15 protein-coding genes and 1 riboswitch are annotated in these 18,700 nt (G+C 62.8%); of the genes, 12 read left to right on the top strand and 3 right to left on the bottom strand.

What is annotated here, in order from left to right; genetic code table 11:
- Positions 1–13: 13 nt before the first annotated feature.
- Positions 14–928 carry a helix-turn-helix domain-containing protein gene (locus ACZ5WT_RS13560; protein WP_464284317.1) on the bottom strand — a complete coding sequence of 305 codons (915 nt, stop codon included), beginning with the start codon at positions 926–928 and terminating at the stop codon, positions 14–16.
- 104 nt (positions 929–1,032) lie between these two features.
- On the opposite strand from ACZ5WT_RS13560, the gene ACZ5WT_RS13555 reads away from it, so the two are divergent.
- From ACZ5WT_RS13555 to ACZ5WT_RS13530, 6 genes are all read left to right on the top strand, one after another.
- A complete protein-coding gene (locus ACZ5WT_RS13555) occupies positions 1,033–2,307 on the top strand; it encodes an ABC transporter substrate-binding protein (RefSeq protein ID WP_464284316.1) in 1,275 nt (424 codons plus the stop codon).
- A gap of 159 nt (positions 2,308–2,466) precedes the next feature.
- Positions 2,467–3,279, top strand: coding sequence for a carbohydrate ABC transporter permease (locus tag ACZ5WT_RS13550; protein ID WP_464284315.1), 813 nt, complete (start codon positions 2,467–2,469; stop codon positions 3,277–3,279).
- Complete coding sequence (locus tag ACZ5WT_RS13545; RefSeq protein ID WP_464284314.1) at positions 3,276–4,151, top strand: carbohydrate ABC transporter permease; 876 nt, start codon at positions 3,276–3,278, stop codon at positions 4,149–4,151. Before ACZ5WT_RS13550 ends, ACZ5WT_RS13545 begins: the two co-directional genes overlap by 4 nt.
- A 12-nt stretch (positions 4,152–4,163) precedes the next feature.
- Positions 4,164–5,243, top strand: a complete 1,080-nt coding sequence (locus ACZ5WT_RS13540; protein WP_464284313.1) for an ABC transporter ATP-binding protein — start codon at positions 4,164–4,166, stop codon at positions 5,241–5,243.
- Positions 5,244–5,445: 202 nt separating this feature from the next.
- Positions 5,446–7,452 (top strand): aldo/keto reductase, encoded by a 2,007-nt coding sequence (locus ACZ5WT_RS13535; RefSeq protein WP_464284312.1) that lies wholly within the window; start codon positions 5,446–5,448, stop codon positions 7,450–7,452.
- Positions 7,453–7,972: 520 nt separating this feature from the next.
- Positions 7,973–8,121, top strand: a riboswitch (FMN riboswitch).
- Positions 8,122–8,221: 100 nt separating this feature from the next.
- The gene (locus ACZ5WT_RS13530; protein WP_464284311.1) at positions 8,222–9,196 is read left to right on the top strand and encodes a DMT family transporter; all 975 of its coding nucleotides are present in this window, start codon (positions 8,222–8,224) and stop codon (positions 9,194–9,196) included.
- Positions 9,197–9,236: 40 nt separating this feature from the next.
- Here ACZ5WT_RS13530 and ACZ5WT_RS13525 read toward each other — a convergent pair whose 3' ends face one another.
- A complete protein-coding gene (locus ACZ5WT_RS13525) occupies positions 9,237–10,355 on the bottom strand; it encodes a Gfo/Idh/MocA family protein (RefSeq protein ID WP_464284310.1) in 1,119 nt (372 codons plus the stop codon).
- A gap of 121 nt (positions 10,356–10,476) precedes the next feature.
- Here ACZ5WT_RS13525 and ACZ5WT_RS13520 point away from each other — a divergent pair, with 121 nt between their 5' ends.
- The 6 genes from ACZ5WT_RS13520 (at position 10,477) to iolB (ending at position 17,466) form a co-directional block, all read left to right on the top strand.
- Positions 10,477–11,319: a MurR/RpiR family transcriptional regulator gene (locus ACZ5WT_RS13520; RefSeq protein WP_464284309.1), complete on the top strand. Its 843-nt coding sequence runs from the start codon at positions 10,477–10,479 to the stop codon at positions 11,317–11,319.
- Positions 11,320–11,511: 192 nt separating this feature from the next.
- Positions 11,512–13,449: a bifunctional 5-dehydro-2-deoxygluconokinase/5-dehydro-2-deoxyphosphogluconate aldolase gene (locus ACZ5WT_RS13515; protein ID WP_464284308.1), complete on the top strand. Its 1,938-nt coding sequence runs from the start codon at positions 11,512–11,514 to the stop codon at positions 13,447–13,449.
- A gap of 34 nt (positions 13,450–13,483) precedes the next feature.
- A complete protein-coding gene (iolD, locus tag ACZ5WT_RS13510) occupies positions 13,484–15,331 on the top strand; it encodes a 3D-(3,5/4)-trihydroxycyclohexane-1,2-dione acylhydrolase (decyclizing) (protein WP_464284307.1) in 1,848 nt (615 codons plus the stop codon).
- A 160-nt stretch (positions 15,332–15,491) separates the two neighbouring features.
- The gene (iolE, locus tag ACZ5WT_RS13505; RefSeq protein ID WP_464284306.1) at positions 15,492–16,409 is read left to right on the top strand and encodes a myo-inosose-2 dehydratase; all 918 of its coding nucleotides are present in this window, start codon (positions 15,492–15,494) and stop codon (positions 16,407–16,409) included.
- 63 nt (positions 16,410–16,472) lie between these two features.
- Positions 16,473–16,712, top strand: a complete 240-nt coding sequence (locus ACZ5WT_RS13500) for a hypothetical protein (protein WP_464284305.1) — start codon at positions 16,473–16,475, stop codon at positions 16,710–16,712.
- Entirely contained in the window at positions 16,663–17,466 is an 804-nt protein-coding gene (iolB, locus tag ACZ5WT_RS13495; RefSeq protein WP_464284304.1) for a 5-deoxy-glucuronate isomerase, read from the top strand. Before ACZ5WT_RS13500 ends, iolB begins: the two co-directional genes overlap by 50 nt.
- A 184-nt stretch (positions 17,467–17,650) precedes the next feature.
- Here iolB and iolG read toward each other — a convergent pair whose 3' ends face one another.
- The gene (gene iolG, locus ACZ5WT_RS13490; protein ID WP_464284303.1) at positions 17,651–18,688 is read right to left on the bottom strand and encodes an inositol 2-dehydrogenase; all 1,038 of its coding nucleotides are present in this window, start codon (positions 18,686–18,688) and stop codon (positions 17,651–17,653) included.
- Positions 18,689–18,700: the final 12 nt, after the last annotated feature.

Below are 18,700 nucleotides of genomic sequence, written 5' to 3'. Positions count from 1 at the left end.
GCTTCCACATGCGTCAGTTGATCGGGTTGCTGGTGCTGGGGCGCAGCACCAGGGAGGCACTTGGTCGACCGCGCAAGTCGCGCCGGAAGTCAGTGGGTGACATGCCTGCGATCTTGCGGAAGGATTTGTTGAACGCGCTCAGCGAGCCAAATCCGCTATCCATGGCCACCTGCAGCACATTGGCTTCCTCCTGCATCAGCAGGGCCTGCGCGTAGCTCAGGCGCATCAGGTTTACGTAATCATTGAGCGTCATGCCCGTCGATTTCTTGAATACGTTCATCGCGTATTTCGGATGGACGGCAGCAGCGCAGGCGATATCGGCGGAATCGATGTCCTCGAGGAAGTTGTCGGCGATGAAATCGCAAATCCGCACCACGATGGGTGAGGCGTGCTGGTCGACACTGCCGGCTTCGCCAGGGCCACCCATGCCCGAAATCAGCGAATAGTCATCAAACCGGATGCGCTCGATTCTCAGCAGCAGTTCGTCCACCGCCATGCCGGCCTTCATCGGATCGCCCGAGCGGGCATAGGTGTTCCACCGCGCAAAATTGAGCGCGTCGGACGCGTCGGTCGCGCTGGTCAGCAGGATGGCACCTTGCATCAGGTTGGATTGCACATTCTGCGGCAGTCTCAGCCGGAAGAAGTGCACAAGTGGCAGGTGCCCGCCAGCATAGATCAGGTCTTCGGACGCATCATTGAGCAGATGCGGACGCCCACCCCAGAACAATGCCAGGTCGCCTTTCTGGAAGCGGATGTCCCGGCCGGACATTTGATAATTGGCCCAGCCCTGCACGACGTAATTGATTTCGACCTGGGCGTGCCAGTGTGCGGTGCGCATTAAAAGAGGCGAGGCAAGGAACATACTTAGTTCCGTTGGAAGCCGTTCCACCCCGTTCTTGCCGGGTTCATAATACGCCCGCTGCGTCATCTTACTTTCCGCCCATTCTGCATGCCCGTTGAGAGGGACGCCATGCGCAATGACGATAGCTTAGAAAGCGCTCAACATAAGAGCAATTGAAAAGGGAGGACTATATGAACCGCATAGTTTCGCGTCGTGTGCGTGCGCTCGGCCTGGCCTTGACTGGTGTTAGCTTTCTGAGTGTTGCGAGCGCCATGGCTGGCGACGTCACCGTTTGGGCGTGGGACCCCAACTTTAATGGCGCCACCATGAAGGAAGCCGCCAGCCGCTATAAGGCGATCAATCCCAACGCCAACATCATCATTGATGACACGGCCAGCCAGAATGACATCCGCGCCAAGCTGCAGACCCAGCTCCTTGCTGGCAGCACTGATGGCCTCCCCGACATCGTGTTGATCCAGGACGACATCGCGCAGAAATACCTGCAGGCATTCCCAGGCGCCTTCGAACCCCTTTCCGACTCCATCGATATGTCGGCCTTCGCCCAGTACAAGGTCGCCGCCGCAACTTACGATGGCAAGTCCTACTCCCTCCCCTTCGACTCCGGCGTGACCGGCCTGTTCTATCGCTCCGACTACCTCAAGGAAGCCGGCTTCACCCCGGACGATCTCAAGGACATCACGTGGGACCGTCTGGTCGAAATCGGCACGCAGGTCACTGCCAAGACCGGCCACAAGCTCCTCGACCTCGACCTCAATGACACCGGCCTCATCCGCATGATGATGCAGTCGGCCGGCAAGTGGTACTTCACCGCCGACGGAAGCCTGGACGTTCTCGACAACGCCGTGCTCAAGAAATCGCTCGAAACCTACGCCAAGTTCTACCAGGCCGATCTGGTTAACCCGGTTTCGAGCTGGGCCGAATATACCGGTTCGTTCACCTCGGGTAACACCGCGATGGTCCCGGTCGGTGTCTGGATCACGAGCACGATCAAGGCCAATGCCGATCAGGCCGGCCTGTGGGGCGTGGCCCCAATTCCGCGCCTCGACATCGAAGGCTCGGTGAACGCATCCAACCAGGGCGGCTCGAGCTGGTACGTTCTGGCGTCCTCCGACAACAAGGAAGAAGCCATCGACTTCCTCAAGCAGGTCTGGGGTAGCGACGTCGACTTCTACCAGAAGATCCTGACCGCTCAGGGCGCCGTGGGCTCCCTGCTCGCCGCGCGCGAAGGCGACGCCTACAAGGCGACCGACGACTTCTTCGGCGGCGCCCCCGTCTGGCAGGACTTCTCCACCTGGCTGAGCCAGATTCCGAGCGTCGACTACGGCACCTTCACCTCCGAAGTGGACGCGGCCGTGCAGGCCCAGCTCCCCACGATCATTCAGGGCGGCGACCTCACGGCAGCCCTGCAGGCCATCAACGACCAGTCGGTCCAGCAAATGCAGTAATCTGCTTGGGAAAGCGGGTTTCGGCCCGCTTTCCCTCCCGCCGACATGATGTTGATGCACCGGGGAGGGTGACACTTGGCACAGGCGCGACTTGATCGCAGAGAGAGCTTTACCGGCTGGGCATTCGTAGCCCCTGCCCTGATACTGCTCGGATTGTTCATGATTTATCCGATCGTCTGGTCGCTCTGGATGAGCTTCCAGGTCGGCAAGGGCATGAACCTCAGCTTTGGCGGCCTCGCTAATATCGAGCGCCTGACCAAGGACCCCGTATTCCTGCGGGCCTTGGGCAATACCTTCACCTTCTTCATCATCCAGGTGCCGATCATGATCGTTCTGGCGCTGCTGTTCGCAGTAGCACTGAACGACTCCACCCTCAGATTTCGAGGCATTTTCCGCACTGCGATCTTCCTGCCCTGCGTCACCTCGCTGATCGCCTATTCCACCGTCTTCAAGTCGATGTTCGCCATCGATGGGGTGTTTAATCAGGCCCTCATGGCGCTCCACCTCATCAACAGCCCGATCTCTTGGTTCGGCGACCCCTTCTGGGCCAAGGTTGCCATCATCATCGCCATTACCTGGCGGTGGACCGGCTACAACATGATCTTCTACCTGGCAGCCCTGCAGAATATCGACCGCTCGATCTATGAGGCCGCCCGCATCGACGGCGTCCCCGCATGGGCGCGGTTCCGCTACCTCACCATTCCCATGCTGAAGCCGGTGATCCTGTTCACCACCGTCATCTCAACCATCGGTACGCTGCAACTGTTCGACGAGGTCTACAACTTCACCGCGGGCACCGGCGGCCCATCGGACTCGACCGTTACGCTGTCGCTCTACATCTACAATCTCACGTTCAAATTCATGCCCAGCTTCGGCTACTCGGCGACCGTGTCGTGGGTGATCGTCGTGCTGGTGGGGATTTTGAGCCTCATCCAATTCCTCATCGCCCGTGACCGGAGGTCGGCATCATGACAGCCACATCGATCACAACGGCCAGCGAGGCCGGGGCGGCCGCCAGAAGGCTCCCTGGCAATCCGCTGGCACTCCTCCGCCGCGGCATCGTCTATGCCCTGCTCTCGATCGCCGCTTTCGTTTCGGTGTTCCCGTTCCTGTGGATGATCATCGGCGCCACCAACACGTCCGCCGATATCATCAAGGGCAAGACCTCGTTCGGCTCGGCGCTCTTTACCAACGCGGCTTCGTTTTTCACCCAGGTGGATGCCGTGCGCATCTTCTGGAACTCGGGCTTCATCGCCGTCGTCGCGACGGTTCTGACGCTGGTGATCTCGTCGCTGGCTGGCTACGGCTTCGAGATGTTCCGCAGCCGCGTCCGCGAGGGCATCTTCGCCCTGCTGCTGTTGCTGCTCTCCATCCCGTTCGCGGCGATGATGGTGCCGCTCTTTGTGATGTTCTCGCAGGCCAAGCTGGTCAACACCTACACCGCGGCCATCCTGCCGAGCATCGCCTCGATCTTCATCATCTTCTACTTCCGCCAGGCGACCAAAGCCTTCCCAGGCGAATTGCGCGATGCGGCCAAGATCGACGGTCTCAAGGAATGGCAGATCTTCTTTTTCGTCTACCTGCCGGTGATGCGTTCGACCTATGCGGCCGCGACGATCATCATCTTCATGGCCAACTGGAACAACTATCTGTGGCCGCTGATCGTCCTGCAGACCCCCGAGAACAAGACCATCACGCTGATCCTGTCAGCCCTGACGTCGGCCTATACGCCTGACTACGGCATGATCCTGTTCGCCACGGTTCTCGCCACTCTCCCGACCCTCGTCATTTTCTTCCTGCTTCAGCGTCGCTTCGTCGAAGGCATGCTGGGAGCGGTCAAATAAGGTGCAAATGCCATGAGCAGCGTAAAACTTAGAGGCGTGCGCAAGGCCTATGGGTCCCACGAGGTGATCAAGGGTGTCGACCTCGATGTGCCGAGCAAGCAGTTCGTCGTCTTTGTCGGGCCATCGGGCTGTGGCAAGTCCACCCTGCTGCGGATGATCGCGGGCCTCGAAAACATCACCGCCGGTGATCTCGAAATCGGCGGCCAGCGCATGAACGATGTCGATCCGTCCAAGCGCGGCATCGCCATGGTGTTCCAGACCTATGCGCTCTATCCGCATATGACGGTGCGCGAGAACATGGGCTTCGCGCTCCGCTTCGCCGGCATCGCCAAGGACCAGATCGCCAAGCAGGTCAACGATGCCGCCCGCATCCTGGCGCTCGAACCCCTGCTCGATCGCTTCCCCAAGCAACTGTCAGGCGGGCAGCGTCAGCGCGTCGCCATCGGCCGCGCCATCGTGCGCAACCCGGAAGTCTTCCTGTTCGACGAACCGCTGTCGAACCTCGATGCCGAGCTGCGCGTGCACATGCGCATCGAAATCGCGCGCCTGCACAAGGAGTTGCAGACCACCATCATCTACGTGACCCACGATCAGGTGGAGGCCATGACCCTGGCCGATATCATTGTAGTGCTGCGCGATGGCGTCATCGAACAGGTCGGCAGCCCACTCGATCTCTATGACCAACCGGCCAACCAGTTCGTTGCCGGATTCATCGGCTCGCCCAAGATGAACTTCCTGTCCGGCCGAATCGCCGAGCGCGGCACCGGCACAGCCACCGTCGAGCTGCTCAATCACGGCCACGCCCGCATCACCCTGCCCATCGCGGCCGGTGTGGTCGGCGAGAAGGTCACCCTGGGCGTCCGGGCCGAGCATTTCGGTGCACCCGGCGCGGGAGACACCGACATCACGCTCGATGTCGACGTCGCCGAGCACCTTGGCTCCACCAGCTATGTCTACGCCAGCGGCGGCGGCGAACCCCTGGTGATCGAGCGAGAGGAGTTCCGCCAGGAGCTCGACCTCAAGACCATCACCGTCTCGATCTCTGCCGCCAAGGCCTACCTGTTCGACACCAACGGCCAGCGGATCCGCTGACCAGCACCACAAATTCCGGCTGGGGTGATCCGCCAGGTCCTCCCCAACCACCACGCCGCCCACGGACTTGAACCGCGGGCCAATCGCCGCGCACACCGCGCCATAGCCGACCTGCGGATCATTCCGTGGGCAGGGCCGGTGTGTGTCTGAAGCACAGTTCAAATCGCCCGCCCACTCAAGCGGATATCGAAGGACCAAGACTATGACCGATCAAAAGATCCGCTGGGGAATTATCGGGCCCGGCAGCATCGCCAAGGCGTTCCGGGGCGGCCTTGCGGACAGCAAGCATGGCGTGCTGGCGGCGATCGCGACGCGTGACCCCAACAAGCCGAACCTGGCCACCGACTTCCCCGGTGTCCGCGTCGTTCACGGCTACGACGCCCTGCTCGCCGATCCCGAAATCGACGCCGTCTATATTGCCGTCCCCCATACCGGCCATGCCGAGTGGGCCATCAAGGCTGCCGAGGCCGGCAAGCATGTGCTGGTCGAAAAGCCCTTCGCCCTCTCCGCCTTCGAGATCGATGCCGTGCTGCATGCCCACCGCAGGGCCGGAACCTTCGCGGGCGAGGCCTTCATGTATCGCCTGCATCCTCAGGCCGCCAAACTGGCAGAGCTGATCCGCTCCGGCGTCATCGGCGAAGTCCGCATGATCCAGTCGAGCTTTGGCTTCTCGATGGGCAAGTTCCAGCCCCAGCACCGCCTGTTCGCCTCCGAACTGGCCGGAGGCGGCATTCTCGATGTTGGCGGCTATCCGGTGTCGATGGCCCGCTTCATCGCCGGGCAGGCCATGGGCAAGCCCTTCGCCGATCCGGTGAAAGTTACCGGCACTGCCAAGCTCAATGCCGAAGGCACCGACGATTGGGCCGCCGCCGTCCTCACCTTCGAGAATGGCATCGTCGCCCAGGTCTCCTGTGCCGTCATGATCAATCTCGATAACGTCCTGCGCATTCACGGCTCGGAAGGCCGCATCGAAGTGCCTGACTTCTGGTTCGCCGGGGGCGATCGCACTCAGGGGCTTGGCCGCATCGACATCATCAAGGGTGGCAAGACCGAGACCGTCAGCGTCAACGAAACCCGCCACGTCTACTCGTTCGAGGCCGACGCCGCTTCCGAGGCCATCATGGCCAAGCGCCAGGAGCTGAGCGCACCGGGCATGACCTGGGCCGATAGTCTGGGCAATGCCCGCGTGCTCGACGCCTGGCGCAAGGATGCCGGTATCACATTTTCGGTCGAAACCGCGGCCAAGCGCGTCAACACACTAGCCAATCGCCCGCTCGGCCCCAATACCGGCGTCATTCCCAAGTGCTCCATTCCGGGTCTTGGCAAGCAGGCTTCGGCCGTCGCCCTCGGGTTTGAGGATTTCCGCACCTTCGCCTCGGGCTCCATCCTGCTCGATGCATTCTGGGAAAAGGGCGGCAACGTCTTCGACACCGCCTATGTCTATGGGGCCGGCTACACCGAAACCCTGTTTGGCCAATGGCACCGCAATCGCGGCACCCGCGAGGGCTCCGTGCTTATCGGCAAGGGCGCGCACAGCCCCCTCTGCTACCCCGACGTCATCGGCAAGCAGCTCACCCAGTCGCTGGATCGCCTGCAGACCGACTATGTCGACGTCTACTTCATGCACCGCGACAACCTCGATGTCCCAGTCGGCGAGTTCGTCGACGCGATGGATGCCGAGGTGAAGAAGGGCCGCATTCGCGGACCGTTCGGCGGTTCGAACTGGACCAAGGAGCGTTTCGACGAGGCCACCGCCTATGCCGAGCGCACCGGAAAGACCAAGCCTATGGCCCTCTCCAACAACTTCGCACTCAGCGAAATGCTGGTGCCGATCTGGGATGGCTGCGTTACCTCGTCCACTGACGACTGGAAGGCGTGGCTGAAAGACCGTCAGGTCACCAACTTCTCCTGGTCGAGCCAGGGCCGTGGCTTCTTCACCGACCGCGCCGGCCGCGACAAGCTCGACAACGAGGAACTGGTCCGCTGCTGGTACAACGACAAGAACTTTGCCCGTCGTGATCGCGCCATCGAACTGGCCAACAAGCTCGGCCATAGCCCGATCCACGTCGCACTCGCCTTCGTGCTCACCCAGCCCTTCCCCTCGATCCCCCTGATCGGCCCCCGAACCCTCGGCGAGCTCGACGACAGCCTCAAGGCCTTCGAAATCAAGCTGACGCCCGAGCAGGTCAGCTGGCTCGACAACGGTTAACGGAAACAGTGGGCGGCACGGGCTGCCCACCCACTGCCTCCCGGAGAATCGCCTTGGGGCGCCCCCTCACCCACCCACCGCGTCACCCCGGGCTCGACCCGGGGCCCATCTCGAGATCTCTCCCCCGCCGCAAGGTCTTCACTACCCGGCCATCTCAGGGTGGATCCCGGCTCAAAGGCCGGGATGACACCGAGCGTGTGGTAACAATAGCGCCTCACCCTCAGTCGTCTCCCTCCCCCTTGTGGGGAGGGATCAAGGGTGGGGGTGGCTCACTCGCAGCGAGCTGATGCTTCGGGCTCGGCCGCAGACGTACCACCCCCAGTAGGTCATCCCGGCGAAGGCCGGGATCCATGTCCCCATCCATCCTCAGCATCCAGCGCCCAGCGCGCTCTCCGTCACCCAGCGCCTTCGTGAACAATTTTCTGCGACCGTTCGCCAATTCGGCATAGTTACCAAATTGTATCCACTTGTCCGCTTGGGGCCCCTGCCCTATGTTCCGGCCGTGGAACGAAAACGTTCCGCATGTTCTCAGGGCGGGGTGCAATTCCCCACCGGCGGTAAAGGCGGCGACGCCAAGCCCGCGAGCGCCTTCGGACTTCGGTCCCTGGGGTCAGCAGATCCGGTGTAACTCCGGAGCCGACGGTATAGTCCGGATGAAAGAGAACGGGACCAACGCTGGCTTGCCCGCGTCTGCACATCCGTTTGTGCGGCCGGCTGCCGGCGAGACTTCCCGTAACCCTGAGGAAACTGGTTACGGAAAGGACTTCAGATGAACCAGGTTTCCTCTACCCAAAATGGCGCCACCACCGGCGCGATCCTCATGGTCACGGCGGCCTTCGCTTTTGCAGGCTCCAATGTGCTGCAATCGGTGCTGCCGACCCCGGTCGAGTATGGCGGCTTCGGCATGAGCTCGACGGGCATGGCCTTCTGGCAGTACCTCATTGCATCGGTACTGGCCCTGCCGCTGATCCTGCGTATCGGCGTCAGCAATCTGCGCACCAATCACAAGCTGGCTCATGAAATCCGCGCCCTCGCGTCAGCGATCGGCGTACACGTCTTTGTCTATGGCTTCGCCGCCGGCGTGCCGATCTGGCAGATGGTGACCCTGCTCGCCACCGGCCCGCTCTTCATCATTCTCGGCTCAACGGTCTTTCTGGGTGAACGCGCCACCACCGCCCGTTTGATTGCCGCTCTGGCGGGCTTTGTAGGCGCCATCATCATTTCCGGCGTCGGCGCCGAGGGACTTAGCCCGGCAACGCTGGTGCCCATTGCTGCAGCAGCGCTCTGGGCCACTACAGACGTTCTGACCAAATATCTGTCCCGCCATGACTCGCCAGAAACCCTGACCATCTCGCTGCTGGTCCTGATGACCCCCAACCATCTGCTGGTTCTGCTAGCGGTCAACGCCATGGGCTGGTTTGCTCCGTCGATCATGCCGTCTGGCCTCGCCTCCGGCTTCCCGTTCGCACTGCCCACCGGCAATGCGCTCTGGTTGCTGCTGTTGCTCGGCGCCTTGACCGCCGCGGCGCAGTATTTGCTAAGCATCGCGTACAAGGTGGCCGATGCGACCTACCTGCAGCCCTTCGGCGACCTCAAGGTAGCGCTGGGCGGGCTGATGGGCTGGCTCTTCCTGGGGCAGGTCCCCGGTGTGCTGTTCTGGCCTGGCACCTTGCTGATCATCGGTGCCTCGACTTTCCTGTTCTGGATCGAGTCAAACAAGCGCGGCAATCTGAGCCTCGCCTAAGGACCGCACACAACGGGAACGACGCGGTGGAAGTCGGGCGTCAGCCCACTTCCACCCACCTTTCTTCCCGGTGGCTCCGGGCCATGGCATGTACCGCCCGCTCAATCCCAAGGCCCGCGTCGAAATCAACAATGCGGGCCTTTTCGCCGCCGATAGCCCGTAGCAGTTCGTGGCACTCGATGATCTTGAGGTCGTTGAAACCCAGCCCATGGCCGGGCGCCGGAATAAACCGGTCATAGGGCGCATGTTGCGGCGCGGCCAGGATGGTTCGGAAACCCTGTTCGGTTGGCCGGTCGCTGGTGACATAGAGCTGCAACTCGTTCATGCGCTCCTGGTCGTAGACCACCGTGCCCTTGCTGCCGAAAATCTGTAGCGCGATCCGACCCTTGCGGCCCCAGGCCGAACGGTTGGCGGAGAGGACCCCGCTGATCCCCTGCCCCAGTTCAAACAGCACGCTGGCCGTATCAAAGGTCTCGACCGGACGCCGCGTGCCCTCCCTGGTCGGGCGTTCGGCATAGGGCTTGCTGAGATGGGCAAAGACCCTGGTGGGCGTTCCGAACAGGACATGCAGCAGGCTGAGCGGGTGCACACCAAAATCGTCCAGCGCGCCGTAGCCCGAGCTCGCCTCGCTCTTCCAGTAGAAAAGCGCCTCCGGGTCGGCCATGAAGTCTTCGTCCATTTCGATGCGAACGTGGTTCACGACCCCGATAGTGCCATCGTTGATGATGGTCTCGATCTGCCGCACCAGCGGGTTCTGGATATAGTTGTATCCCAGTGCCGTGACCTTCCCCGAGGCCCGCGCCGCTTTTGCCATGCGCTCGGCGTCACCAAGCGCGACCGCCATCGGCTTTTCGCACCACACATGCTTGCCCGCTTCCAGCGCCGCTATCGCCATTTCGGCATGAAAGGCGTTGGGGGTAGTCACCGACACGACATCTACAGCAGGGTCGGCGATCAACTCACGCCAGTCGCCGGTTGCCTTGGCGAATCCGAATTCATCAGCCTTGCGCCGGGCCACTTCCCCGGTTACCTCCGCCAAATGAACCAGTTCCGGTTTCGGCCCCTCCCCGAAAACCGCCCGCACCCCAATCCAGGCCAGCGCGTGGCACTTGCCCATGTAGCCGGTGCCGATTAGTCCAACTCCTAGGCGTTTTGTCATTGGTGCCTCCTCAAGCTGCGGTATGGATAATACATCCGTTCTATTTTCGGAATGGACTTTCTATCAGCGCTTGATCGGCGGGGCGGATTTGGAGATTATGGGGGATCATCGAGAGTTTGCCATGTCCGACGCTACCGCCAACAATCTGCCGCCGCAGGATTTCGACTCCCTCCGGGCCGCTATCCTCGAACGGAAGTCGGAACTGCCCAAGCGGCTGACGCAGGTGGCGGCCTATGCGCTGGACCATCCCGACGACATCGCCTTCGGCACGGCTGCCAGCATCGCCATCTCGGCCGATGTACAGCCCTCGACGCTGGTGCGCTTCGCTCAGCACTTCGGTTTCGACGGCTTCTCGGGCCTGCAACTGCTGTTCCGCGCCCGCCTGCGCGAACGCACGTCTTCCTATGAAGAGCGCCTGCGCACACTGGAGCAGAATGGCGCCGCCCTCGCGGAAAGCACCACTATTTTCAATGGCTTCGTCTCAGCAGCGCATCGCTCGCTCGATGCCGTCACGGCGGCCGTCGACCCCGATGCGTTCGAGCGCGCAGTGACCATCCTGGCGCGCGCCGAGACGATCTACCTGATCGCCAAGCGCCGCTCCTACCCCATCAGCAGCTACATGGCCTATGCCTTCGGCAAGCTGCGGGTGAAGTGCCAATTGGTGGGTACCTCGGCCGGCATTGACGACGACCTGCTGGCGATGGGCACGCCCAAGGACGCCGCTTTCGCCATCAGCTTTTCGCCCTATGCGTCGGAAAGTGCAGCACAGGCGCGCGCCATGGCGCAGCGCGGCGTCCCCGTGGTTTCGCTGACAGATTCGGCCTTTTCGCCGCTGGCGGAGTGCTCGCAGGAGTGGTTCGAAGTGGTCGAAGCCGACCATGCCGGTTTCCGCTCTCTCTCGGCCAGCATGGCCTTTGCCATGGCCTTGACGGTCTCGATCGCCGAAAAGCGCCGTCGCGGCTAACAAATTCCGGTTGTGGAACGGACGTTCCAGATTGACGAACGACCGGAACCCATGTTTCATATCAGTCATCCAGCATGCTGGAAGAAATCTGCCGGATTGCTGCCAGCATGCTGGCAGATTTCTTGCGGTTTTCTTGCAGATTTCTGGATGTTTGCTGACTGAATCGGCCACTGGCCGCATGGGAGGATCGCCGTGAGCAACGCGCACCCCGATGACGGGAAGAAAACCCTCGACGTCATCACCATTGGCCGCGCCTCGGTGGACCTTTATGGCCAGCAGATCGGCACGCGCCTTGAGGACGTTGGCAGTTTTGCCAAGTCGGTGGGCGGCTGCCCGACCAATATTGCGGTGGGCACTGCCCGGCTCGGGCTGAAATCGGCGCTGGTTACCCGTGTCGGCAATGAGCAGATGGGCCGCTTCATCCGCGAGCAGCTGAACCGCGAAGGGGTGGAGACCGCCGGTATCGTGACCGACCCCGAGCGCCTGACGGCGCTGGTGCTGCTGTCGGTCGAGAACGAGCATTCGTTTCCGCTGATTTTCTATCGCGACAACTGCGCCGACAACGCCCTCAACGAAGGCGATATCGACGAGACGTTCATCTGCTCGTCGCGTTCGGTGCTGGTTACCGGCACCCACTTTTCCAAGCCCCATACCGATGCGGCGCAGCGCAAGGCGATGCGCATTGCCAAGGCGAACGGGGCCAAGATCATTCTCGATATCGATTATCGCCCCAACCTGTGGGGCCTCGCCGGGCATGATGCGGGTGACAGCCGCTACATCGCCTCGGACAAGGTGTCGGCACACATGAAAACCGTGCTGGCCGATTGCGACCTGATTGTCGGGACCGAGGAAGAGGTGCTGATCGCCTCCGGCCAGTCCGACCTGCTAACCGCGCTCAAGACGATCCGGTCCCTGTCCTCCGGAACCATCGTCTTGAAGCGCGGGCCCATGGGCTGCATCGTCTATGACGGTGCCATTCCCGACGATCTGGAAGACGGCATCGTCGGCAAGGGCTTTCCCATCGAGGTCTATAACGTGCTGGGCGCCGGCGACGCGTTCATGAGCGGCTTCCTGCGCGGCTGGCTGCGGGGCGAGCCCCATGCCACCAGCGCCACCTGGGCCAATGCCTGCGGCGCCTTTGCGGTATCGCGGCTGCTCTGCGCGCCTGAAATCCCGACCTGGACCGAGCTGACCTATTTCCTCGAAAACGGCAGCGAGGAGCGCGCCCTGCGCAAGGACGCCGCCATCAACCACGTGCATTGGGCAACCACCCGCCGCGGCGAGTGGCCAAGCCTCAAGGCGCTGGCCATCGACCATCGCAGCCAGCTTGAGGATCTCGCCAATGGCGATCCGCAGATTCTGGCGCGCATCCCCGCATTCAAGGCGCTGGCCGTGAAGGCTGCCGTGCAGGTTGCCAAGGGGCGCCCGGGCTTTGGCATGCTGATCGACGACAAATATGGCCGCGACGCGCTCTATGCCGCCGGTGGCGTGAGCGACCTGTGGATCGCCAAGCCGGTGGAACTGCCGGGCTCGCGCCCGCTGCGGTTCGAGTTCAGCCAGGACCTTGGCTCGCGCCTTGTCGATTGGCCGGTCGACCACTGCATCAAGGTGCTGTGCTTCTATCACCCGGACGATCCGGCCGAGTTGAAGCGCGAGCAGATGGACAAGCTGCGCGCGACCTATGATGCCGCCCGCAAGGTTGGTCGCGAACTGCTGATCGAAATCATTTCCAGCAAGCATGGCCCGCTTCGCGACGACACGGTGAGCCGCGCCCTGAACGAGGTTTATGACGCCGGGATCAAGCCGGACTGGTGGAAGCTCGAACCGCAGGCCAGCCCGGCCGCCTGGGCGGCCATCGACAGGACAATCGAGGCGCGTGACCCATTCTGCCGGGGTGTCGTGCTGCTGGGCCTTGAAGCATCGCACGAAGTTCTCGAAGCTGGCTTTGCCGCCGCCCGCACTGCGCGCAGCGTGAGGGGCTTTGCAGTTGGCCGCACCATTTTTGCCGAGTCGGCAAAACGCTGGCTGGCCGGTACGATGAGCGACAATGATGCAGTCGCCGACATGGCGAGCCGCTTTGGCGCATTGGTTGATATCTGGGAGAAGCTCGACAAGAGCGCGGCGGCATAGACCGCCCTCCCCGTTTGAGATTTGAGGAACGGCCATGAGCCAGAAGACTATCCGACTGACAATGGCCCAGGCCGTGGCGCGTTTTCTGACGATGCAGAAGACGGAGATCGACGGCGAGATCGTTGGGATCTTTGGCGGCGTGTTTGCCATTTTCGGGCACGGGAACGTGGCCGGCATCGGCGAGGCGCTCTATGGCGTGCGGGATACGCTGCCGACCTATCGCGCCCAGAACGAGCAGGGCATGGCCAATGCCGCCGTAGCCTATGCCAAGGCCAGCTTCCGCCGCCGCTTCATGGCCTGCACCACCTCGATTGGCCCCGGCGCGCTCAACATGGTGACGTCGGCCGCCCTCGCTCATGTCAATCGCCTGCCGGTGCTGCTGCTGCCCGGCGACGTCTTCGCCAACCGCCTGCCCGACCCGGTGTTGCAGCAGGTTGAGGACTTCGGCGATGGCACCGTTTCGGCCAATGACTGCTTCAAGCCGGTAAGCCGCTATTTCGACCGCATCACCCGCCCCGAACAGATCATCCCGGCGCTGCGCCGCGCCATGCAGGTTTTGACCGACCCTGCCGAATGCGGTCCGGTGACACTGAGCCTGTGCCAGGACGTGCAGGCCGAGGCCTATGACTATCCCGAGAGCTTCTTTGACGAGAATATCTGGAACATCCGCCGCATCATGCCCGATGCCGACGAATTTGCCACGGCCGCTGCGGCGCTGCTGCAGGCAGAGAAGCCGGTGATCATCTCGGGTGGCGGCGTGCTCTATTCGGGCGCCACCGAGGCCCTGCGCCGCTTTGCCGAGCGCTATGGCGTGCCGGTGCTGGAAACGCAGGCGGGCAAATCGAGCCTGCCGCATGACCACCCGCTCAATATGGGTTCGGTTGGCGTTACCGGTACGTCGGCCTCAAACGCGCTGGCTGAAAAGGCCGACCTGGTGCTTGCCGTCGGCACGCGCCTGCAGGATTTCACCACCGGCTCGTGGGCGCTGTTCAAGAACGACAACCTCAAGATCGTCGGGCTCAACGTGCAGCCCTTCGACGCCCACAAGCACCGCGCCCTGCCCCTGGTTGCCGATGCGCGGGCGGGCCTTGAGGCGCTCAACGCCGCGCTGGCCGGATGGGAAGCCGACGCCAGCTGGACCGAACAGGCCAAGGCGGGCAAGGACGACTGGCTGATGGATGCCGACACGGCCACGGCCAGCACCAATGCCGAACTGCCATCGGACGCGCAGGTGATCGGCGCGGTGCAGCGGGCCCGCGAGAATGCGACGCTGGTTTGCGCCGCCGGCGGCCTGCCGGGCGAACTGCACAAGCTGTGGAAGGCGCAGGGCCCCGGCAGCTACCACCTGGAATATGGCTTTTCGACCATGGGCTACGAAATCGCCGGGGGCCTTGGCGTCAAGCTCGCCCGCCCCGATGCCGACGTGGTCGTGATGGTTGGCGATGGCAGCTACATGATGCTGAATTCGGAAATCGTCAGCTCGATCATGCTGGGGGCCAAGCTCACCATCGTGCTGCTCGACAATGCCGGCTATGGCTGCATCAACCGCCTGCAGATGGCCACCGGGGGCGCCAACTTCAACAATCTGTTGAAGGACACCCACCATGTCACTCTGCCGGGAATCGATTTTGCCGCGCACGCTGCCGCGATGGGCGCGGTATCGCGCAAGGTGGCATCCATCGCCGAGCTGGAATCCGCGCTGCAGGAAACTGAAGCCACCGACCGCACGACGGTGATCGTGATCGACACCGATCCGCTGATCACTACGGATGCGGGTGGCCACTGGTGGGATGTCGCGGTGCCCGAGGTCAGCGATCGGCCGCAGGTGAACGCGGCGCGGGAAGCCTATGTGCAGGCGTTGAAAGCGCAGCGGGCGGGGTAACTGGTTGCCATCCACCGGGTCATTCCGGCGCAGGCCGGAATCCAGTCCGGCTAGCGCCGCAAACGCTGTGCAGGGGATACATGCGGACATGGATTCCGGCCTGCGCCGGAATGACACCGCGAATTGAATTAGCCCAGTGGGCAAGACTTGGAGCACTACCTTGAAAGCCAAACTTGGCATGTCCCCCATTGCGTGGTGGAACGACGACCTGGTGGAACTCAGCGATGACGTGTCGCTGGAAGAATGCCTGCGCCAATCGCGCTCGGCCGGATTTACCGGCATGGAAAAGGGCCGGCGCTTTCCCGATGATCCCGAGGTGATGCTGCCCATCCTGCGGGCGGCGGACGTGACCCTGTGCGGCGGGTGGTTCTCGGGCACGCTGGTCGACGAAGACATGTCGGCCAATAAAGACCGCATCGCGCCGATGATCGAGCTGTTCAAGGCGGTCGACGCGCCCTGCATCGTCTATGGCGAAGTGGGCCGCTCCATTCAGGGCGACCGCTCCAGGCCGCTGGCGACCAAGCCCCGGCTCAGCGACGACGAAATGGCGGCCTATGCCCGCAAGATGACCGCGTTTGGCGAATGGTGCGCCGAACAGGGCATGCCGCTGGCCTATCACCACCACATGGCCGCCGTGGTGGAGACCGAGCCGGAGCTCGACGCCTTCATGAAGCATTCGGGCGCGGGCATTCCGCTGCTGTTCGATGCGGGGCACCTGGCCTTTGCCGGAGGCGACGTGTTGCGCGCCATCGACAATCACCACGCCCGCATCAGCCATGTTCACGTCAAGGACGTGCGGATGGAGGTGATCAACAAGCTCGACCGCAGCCGGCAATCGTTCCTCGATGCCGTGGCGCTCGGGGCCTTCACGGTGCCGGGGGATGGATCGCTGGATTTCGGCGCGATCGTGCAGAAGTTTGCCGATTATGGCTATGAGGGGTGGTTCGTCGTCGAGGCCGAGCAGCACCCGAAGGCCAATTCGCCGCTCACCATGGCGCAGGTCGGCTACAAGGAGCTCATGCGCGTCATGACGGCCGCCGGCTACACCGTGGCCACCGAGGGCTTTCCCAAGGGGTGAGTTTTTTGGCGCGGGATATGCTAGGGCGTTGAGCCCGATAGCTTTCCATAAAGGCGGACTGGATTGAAACAAACCGACATCAACTGGTTCCGCCCCCTGTGGCGCCGCGCGGCCGTAACCGGATTTATCGCCGCGTGGTGCGCCTGGGAGTGGATCTGGACCAAGGACACGTTCTGGAGCGTGCTGGTCACCGCCGCCCTCGCCTATGCGGTCTACACATTCTTCTACGCCTTTCCCAAGGAGGAGCCGAGCGATGGCGACCAATCCCAATCTGCGCGTCCGCCCGAAGGGGACGACCGGTAAGGTTCACGATATCACCCCGGCTTCGGCCGGGTGGGGACATGTGGGTTTTGCCCTGCACAAGCTGAGCGCCGGCCAGACTGCGGGCGGCGAATCCGGCAGCCAGGAGCTGTGCCTGGTGCTGGTGGGCGGCAAAGGCCGATTCAACGTCAACGACAAGGATTTTGGTGAGCTGGGCGAACGGATGTCGCCGTTCGAGGGCGCGCCGTGGGCGCTTTACGTGCCGGCGGGTTCGACCTGGCTGGTGGTGGCGGCGACCGATCTGGAGCTGGCTGTGTGTGCCGCGCCGGGTGGTGGGGAATTCCCGGCCAAGGTCATTCGGCCGGGGACCCATCCGCGTATCACGCGCGGCAAGGGCGCCAATGTGCGGCACGTCTACAATATCATGCCGGAAGACGACGGCGCGGCGAACGCGCTGCTGGTGGTGGAAGTGATCACGCCGCAGGGCAATACCTCGTCCTATCCGCCGCACAAGCATGACCAGGACAACCTGCCCCACGAAAGCCAGCTGGAAGAGACGTATTTCCACCGGCTCAACCCGCCGCAGGGCTTTGCCATGCAGCGCGTCTATACGGACGACCGGAGCCTGGATGAGGCGCTGGTGATCGAGGATGGCGACGTGACGCTGGTGCCGCGCGGGTACCACCCGGTGGCGACGACGGCGGGGTATGATCTCTACTATCTCAACGTGATGGCTGGGCCGAAGCGGGTGTGGAAGTTCCACAATGCGCCGGAGCATGAGTGGCTATTGAAGTAGGCCCCCACCTAGCCTCCCCCTGAAGAGGGGGAGGGACAGATCGCGGTTGGGGTGCGATCATTTCACATGCACCGGCGCTGCCCGCGGGCTTGATCCGCGGGTCACTGTTCCCATGCGTCGTGCGGGGCGAGGCCCCCGGATCAAGTCCGGGGGCAGCAATGGTGGGGAGCGACTTTTGGGGGCGTTAGCGCCCCTGGAACACGCTCTTGTCGGCCAGGATGCCGGTGATTTCGCTGAGTTTGACGGCCCGGCCCTCTTTTACCGATTTCACGGCGGCGTCGGCCATGGCGAGGGCAATCAGGCCATCTATGCCGCTGGGCTGGGCCGGAGATTTTGATTCAACGGCCTCGATGAAGGTACTGATTTCGCGGGCATAAGCCTCGGTGTAGCGGGTCATGAAGAAGTCGTGCAGTGGCGGGCGGGTGTAGCCGGCGGCGTTGGCGACTTCGATGGAAACGGGGCGCTGGTTCTCGGCCGAAACGGCGCCCTTGGAGCCGTGAACCTCGATGCGCTGGTCATAGCCATAGGTGGCGCGGCGCGAGTTGGAGATGGTGGCGTGCTTGCCCGACGCGGTCGAGAGCATCACCGAGGCGCTGTCATAGTCCCCTGCCTCGCCGATGGCCTTGTCGACCAGAACCGAAGCCTGAGCGGAGACGGTCTCGATCTCTTCGCCCAGCAGCCAACGGGCCATGTCGAAATCGTGGATAGTCATGTCGCGGAAGATGCCGCCGGAGCGTTTGACATATTCCGCCGGGGGCGCGCCGGGATCGCGCGAGATGATGGTGACCATTTCGACGGTGCCGATCTCGCCCTTGTCGATGACGTTCTTTACCGCCTGGAAATGGGGGTCGAAGCGCCGGTTGAAACCGACCATGAGCGTGCCGCCTTCGGCGTCCACGACCTTGAGGCAGGCCTTGACTCGCTCGACGTCGAGATCGATCGGCTTTTCGCAGAAGATGGCCTTGCCCGCGCGCGAGAACTGCTCGATCAGGTCGGCATGGGTGTCGGTGGGCGTGCAGATCACCACGGCGTCGATATCGGACGACGCCAGGATTTGCTCGATGCTGCGCACTTCGCAGCCATACTGGCCGGCGATGGCATTGGCGGCATCAGGGAAGGCATCGGCCACTGCGACGAGCTTGGCCAGGGGATTGGCGGATACGGCCTTGGCGTGAACCTTACCGATACGGCCAGCACCCAGCAGGCCGAAACGAACAGTCATTCGATAGTCTCC

Source organism: Devosia sp. T2-14, assembly GCF_055397495.1.
The sequence above is the reverse complement of the archived record's forward strand: the minus strand, read 5'-3'. Positions and strand labels throughout refer to the sequence as shown.

Excerpts from the sequence above, each read along its gene's own strand:
- ACZ5WT_RS13560 (WP_464284317.1), bottom strand. The coding sequence starts at position 928 with ATGACGCAGCGGGCGTATTATGAACCCGGCAAGAACGGGGTGGAACGG.
- ACZ5WT_RS13555 (WP_464284316.1), top strand. The coding sequence starts at position 1,033 with ATGAACCGCATAGTTTCGCGTCGTGTGCGTGCGCTCGGCCTGGCCTTG.
- ACZ5WT_RS13550 (WP_464284315.1), top strand. The coding sequence starts at position 2,467 with ATGATTTATCCGATCGTCTGGTCGCTCTGGATGAGCTTCCAGGTCGGC.
- ACZ5WT_RS13545 (WP_464284314.1), top strand. The coding sequence starts at position 3,276 with ATGACAGCCACATCGATCACAACGGCCAGCGAGGCCGGGGCGGCCGCC.
- ACZ5WT_RS13540 (WP_464284313.1), top strand. The coding sequence starts at position 4,164 with ATGAGCAGCGTAAAACTTAGAGGCGTGCGCAAGGCCTATGGGTCCCAC.
- ACZ5WT_RS13535 (WP_464284312.1), top strand. The coding sequence starts at position 5,446 with ATGACCGATCAAAAGATCCGCTGGGGAATTATCGGGCCCGGCAGCATC.
- ACZ5WT_RS13530 (WP_464284311.1), top strand. The coding sequence starts at position 8,222 with ATGAACCAGGTTTCCTCTACCCAAAATGGCGCCACCACCGGCGCGATC.
- ACZ5WT_RS13525 (WP_464284310.1), bottom strand. The coding sequence starts at position 10,355 with ATGACAAAACGCCTAGGAGTTGGACTAATCGGCACCGGCTACATGGGC.
- ACZ5WT_RS13520 (WP_464284309.1), top strand. The coding sequence starts at position 10,477 with ATGTCCGACGCTACCGCCAACAATCTGCCGCCGCAGGATTTCGACTCC.
- iolD (WP_464284307.1), top strand. The coding sequence starts at position 13,484 with ATGAGCCAGAAGACTATCCGACTGACAATGGCCCAGGCCGTGGCGCGT.
- iolB (WP_464284304.1), top strand. The coding sequence starts at position 16,663 with ATGGCGACCAATCCCAATCTGCGCGTCCGCCCGAAGGGGACGACCGGT.
- iolG (WP_464284303.1), bottom strand. The coding sequence starts at position 18,688 with ATGACTGTTCGTTTCGGCCTGCTGGGTGCTGGCCGTATCGGTAAGGTT.